Genomic DNA, 3,524 nt, shown 5'->3' on the forward strand with positions numbered 1-3,524 from the left:
TGCCATCAGATTGTGTTTGTTAGTCGCTTTTTTTTTTTGGAATTTTTTTTTTGGAATTTTTTTTTTGCGCTAACAACCTCCTGCCGTTTTGCCCGTGCATATCGGTCACGAACAAATCTGATTACTAAACACAGTAGCCTGGATTTGTTCTATCAGTAATCGACCTTATTCCTAATTAAATAGAGCAAATCCCCTTATTGGGGGTAAGACATGAAGATGCCAGAAAAACATGACCTGTTGGCCGCCATTCTCGCGGCAAAGGAACAAGGCATCGGGGCAATCCTTGCGTTTGCAATGGCGTACCTTCGCGGCAGATATAATGGCGGTGCGTTTACAAAAACAGTAATCGACGCAACGATGTGCGCCATTATCGCCTAGTTCATTCGTGACCTTCTCGACTTCGCCGGACTAAGTAGCAATCTCGCTTATATAACGAGCGTGTTTATCGGCTACATCGGTACTGACTCGATTGGTTCGCTTATCAAACGCTTCGCTGCTAAAAAAGCCGGAGTAGAAGATGGTAGAAATCAATAATCAACGTAAGGCGTTCCTCGATATGCTGGCGTGGTCGGAGGGAACTGATAACGGACGTCAGAAAACCAGAAATCATGGTTATGACGTCATTGTAGGCGGAGAGCTATTTACTGATTACTCCGATCACCCTCGCAAACTTGTCACGCTAAACCCAAAACTCAAATCAACAGGCGCCGGACGCTACCAGCTTCTTTCCCGTTGGTGGGATGCCTACCGCAAGCAGCTTGGCCTGAAAGACTTCTCTCCGAAAAGTCAGGACGCTGTGGCATTGCAGCAGATTAAGGAGCGTGGCGCTTTACCTATGATTGATCGTGGTGATATCCGTCAGGCAATCGACCGTTGCAGCAATATCTGGGCTTCACTGCCGGGCGCTGGTTATGGTCAGTTCGAGCATAAGGCTGACAGCCTGATTGCAAAATTCAAAGAAGCGGGCGGAACGGTCAGAGAGATTGATGTATGAGCAGAGTCACCGCGATTATCTCCGCTCTGGTTATCTGCATCATCGTCTGCCTGTCATGGGCTGTTAATCATTACCGTGATAACGCCATTACCTACAAAGCCCAGCGCGACAAAAATGCCAGAGAACTGAAGCTGGCGAACGCGGCAATTACTGACATGCAGATGCGTCAGCGTGATGTTGCTGCGCTCGATGCAAAATACACGAAGGAGTTAGCTGATGCTAAAGCTGAAAATGATGCTCTGCGTGATGATGTTGCCGCTGGTCGTCGTCGGTTGCACATCAAAGCAGTCTGTCAGTCAGTGCGTGAAGCCACCACCGCCTCCGGCGTGGATAATGCAGCCTCCCCCCGACTGGCAGACACCGCTGAACGGGATTATTTCACCCTCAGAGAGAGGCTGATCACTATGCAAAAACAACTGGAAGGAACCCAGAAGTATATTAATGAGCAGTGCAGATAGAGTTGCCCATATCGATGGGCAACTCATGCAATTATTGTGAGCAATACACACGCGCTTCCAGCGGAGTATAAATGCCTAAAGTAATAAAACCGAGCAATCCATTTACGAATGTTTGCTGGGTTTCTGTTTTAACAACATTTTCTGCGCCGCCACAAATTTTGGCTGCATCGACAGTTTTCTTCTGCCCAATTCCAGAAACGAAGAAATGATGGGTGATGGTTTCCTTTGGTGCTACTGCTGCCGGTTTGTTTTGAACAGTAAACGTCTGTTGAGCACATCCTGTAATAAGCAGGGCCAGCGCAGTAGCGAGTAGCATTTTTTTCATGGTGTTATTCCCGATGCTTTTTGAAGTTCGCAGAATCGTATGTGTAGAAAATTAAACAAACCCTAAACAATGAGTTGAAATTTCATATTGTTAATATTTATTAATGTATGTCAGGTGCGATGAATCGTCATTGTATTCCCGGATTAACTATGTCCACAGCCCTGACGGGGAACTTCTCTGCGGGAGTGTCCGGGAATAATTAAAACGATGCACACAGGGTTTAGCGCGTACACGTATTGCATTATGCCAACGCCCCGGTGCTGACACGGAAGAAACCGGACGTTATGATTTAGCGTGGAAAGATTTGTGTAGTGTTCTGAATGCTCTCAGTAAATAGTAATGAATTATCAAAGGTATAGTAATATCTTTTATGTTCATGGATATTTGTAACCCATCGGAAAACTCCTGCTTTAGCAAGATTTTCCCTGTATTGCTGAAATGTGATTTCTCTTGATTTCAACCTATCATAGGACGTTTCTATAAGATGCGTGTTTCTTGAGAATTTAACATTTACAACCTTTTTAAGTCCTTTTATTAACACGGTGTTATCGTTTTCTAACACGATGTGAATATTATCTGTGGCTAGATAGTAAATATAATGTGAGACGTTGTGACGTTTTAGTTCAGAATAAAACAATTCACAGTCTAAATCTTTTCGCACTTGATCGAATATTTCTTTAAAAATGGCAACCTGAGCCATTGGTAAAACCTTCCATGTGATACGAGGGCGCGTAGTTTGCATTATCGTTTTTATCGTTTCAATCTGGTCTGACCTCCTTGTGTTTTGTTGATGATTTATGTCAAATATTAGGAATGTTTTCACTTAATAGTATTGGTTGCGTAACAAAGTGCGGTCCTGCTGGCATTCTGGAGGGAAATACAACCGACAGATGTATGTAAGGCCAACGTGCTCAAATCTTCATACAGAAAGATTTGAAGTAATATTTTAACCGCTAGATGAAGAGCAAGCGCATGGAGCGACAAAATGAATAAAGAACAATCTGCTGATGATCCCTCCGTGGATCTGATTCGTGTAAAAAATATGCTTAATAGCACCATTTCTATGAGTTACCCTGATGTTGTAATTGCATGTATAGAACATAAGGTGTCTCTGGAAGCATTCAGAGCAATTGAGGCAGCGTTGGTGAAGCACGATAATAATATGAAGGATTATTCCCTGGTGGTTGACTGATCACCATAACTGCTAATCATTCAAACTATTTAGTCTGTGACAGAGCCAACACGCAGTCTGTCACTGTCAGGAAAGTGGTAAAACTGCAACTCAATTACTGCAATGCCCTCGTAATTAAGTGAATTTACAATATCGTCCTGTTCGGAGGGAAGAACGCGGGATGTTCATTCTTCATCACTTTTAATTGATGTATATGCTCTCTTTTCTGACGTTAGTCTCCGACGGCAGGCTTCAATGACCCAGGCTGAGAAATTCCCGGACCCTTTTTGCTCAAGAGCGATGTTAATTTGTTCAATCATTTGGTTAGGAAAGCGGATGTTGCGGGTTGTTGTTCTGCGGGTTCTGTTCTTCGTTGACATGAGGTTGCCCCGTATTCAGTGTCGCTGATTTGTATTGTCTGAAGTTGTTTTTACGTTAAGTTGATGCAGATCAATTAATACGATACCTGCGTCATAATTGATTATTTGACGTGGTTTGATGGCCTCCACGCACGTTGTGATATGTAGATGATAATCATTATCACTTTACGGGTCCTTTCCGGTGAAAAAAAAGGTA

6 protein-coding genes and 1 pseudogene are annotated in these 3,524 nt (G+C 43.4%); 4 read left to right on the forward strand and 3 right to left on the reverse strand.

Features of this window, described 5'->3' with window-relative positions; all coding sequences use genetic code 11:
* Positions 1 to 216 precede the first annotated feature (216 nt).
* From ACNQVK_RS02230 to rzpD, 3 genes and pseudogenes are all read left to right on the forward strand, one after another.
* Positions 217 to 534: pseudogene (locus tag ACNQVK_RS02230) on the forward strand (phage holin, lambda family).
* Positions 518 to 994 carry a glycoside hydrolase family protein gene (locus ACNQVK_RS02235; RefSeq protein WP_000229403.1) on the forward strand — a complete coding sequence of 159 codons (477 nt, stop codon included), beginning with the start codon at positions 518 to 520 and terminating at the stop codon, positions 992 to 994. The pseudogene ACNQVK_RS02230 and the gene ACNQVK_RS02235 overlap by 17 nt, the downstream one beginning before the upstream one ends.
* On the forward strand, positions 991 to 1,452 hold the full coding sequence (rzpD, locus tag ACNQVK_RS02240) for a prophage endopeptidase RzpD (protein ID WP_000092275.1): 462 nt from the start codon (positions 991 to 993) through the stop codon (positions 1,450 to 1,452). The genes ACNQVK_RS02235 and rzpD overlap by 4 nt, the downstream gene beginning before the upstream one ends.
* Before the next feature lie 31 nt (positions 1,453 to 1,483).
* Here the strand turns inward: rzpD and bor are convergent, their stop codons facing one another.
* Complete coding sequence (gene bor / locus ACNQVK_RS02245) at positions 1,484 to 1,777, reverse strand: serum resistance lipoprotein Bor (RefSeq protein ID WP_000738492.1); 294 nt, start codon at positions 1,775 to 1,777, stop codon at positions 1,484 to 1,486.
* A gap of 289 nt (positions 1,778 to 2,066) precedes the next feature.
* Positions 2,067 to 2,519, reverse strand: coding sequence for a DUF1398 domain-containing protein (locus tag ACNQVK_RS02250; RefSeq protein WP_223248938.1), 453 nt, complete (start codon positions 2,517 to 2,519; stop codon positions 2,067 to 2,069).
* Between the two features lie 243 nt (positions 2,520 to 2,762).
* Here ACNQVK_RS02250 and ybcW point away from each other — a divergent pair, with 243 nt between their 5' ends.
* The gene (gene ybcW / locus ACNQVK_RS02255) at positions 2,763 to 2,969 is read left to right on the forward strand and encodes a protein YbcW (RefSeq protein WP_001031427.1); all 207 of its coding nucleotides are present in this window, start codon (positions 2,763 to 2,765) and stop codon (positions 2,967 to 2,969) included.
* A gap of 164 nt (positions 2,970 to 3,133) precedes the next feature.
* On the opposite strand, the gene ACNQVK_RS02260 is transcribed toward ybcW, so the two are convergent.
* Positions 3,134 to 3,328 (reverse strand): YlcI/YnfO family protein, encoded by a 195-nt coding sequence (locus ACNQVK_RS02260; protein WP_001421937.1) that lies wholly within the window; start codon positions 3,326 to 3,328, stop codon positions 3,134 to 3,136.
* Positions 3,329 to 3,524 lie beyond the last annotated feature (196 nt).

Source organism: Mycobacterium sp. 134, from assembly GCF_048282715.1.
GTDB classification, from domain to species: Bacteria; Actinomycetota; Actinomycetes; order Mycobacteriales; family Mycobacteriaceae; genus Mycobacterium; species Mycobacterium septicum.

Bases quoted from the DNA above. Each gene is read 5' to 3' on its own strand.
- ACNQVK_RS02235 (WP_000229403.1), top strand. From the start codon at position 518: ATGGTAGAAATCAATAATCAACGTAAGGCGTTCCTCGATATGCTGGCG.
- rzpD (WP_000092275.1), top strand. From the start codon at position 991: ATGAGCAGAGTCACCGCGATTATCTCCGCTCTGGTTATCTGCATCATC.
- bor (WP_000738492.1), bottom strand. From the start codon at position 1,777: ATGAAAAAAATGCTACTCGCTACTGCGCTGGCCCTGCTTATTACAGGA.
- ACNQVK_RS02250 (WP_223248938.1), bottom strand. From the start codon at position 2,519: ATGCAAACTACGCGCCCTCGTATCACATGGAAGGTTTTACCAATGGCT.
- ybcW (WP_001031427.1), top strand. From the start codon at position 2,763: ATGAATAAAGAACAATCTGCTGATGATCCCTCCGTGGATCTGATTCGT.
- ACNQVK_RS02260 (WP_001421937.1), bottom strand. From the start codon at position 3,328: ATGTCAACGAAGAACAGAACCCGCAGAACAACAACCCGCAACATCCGC.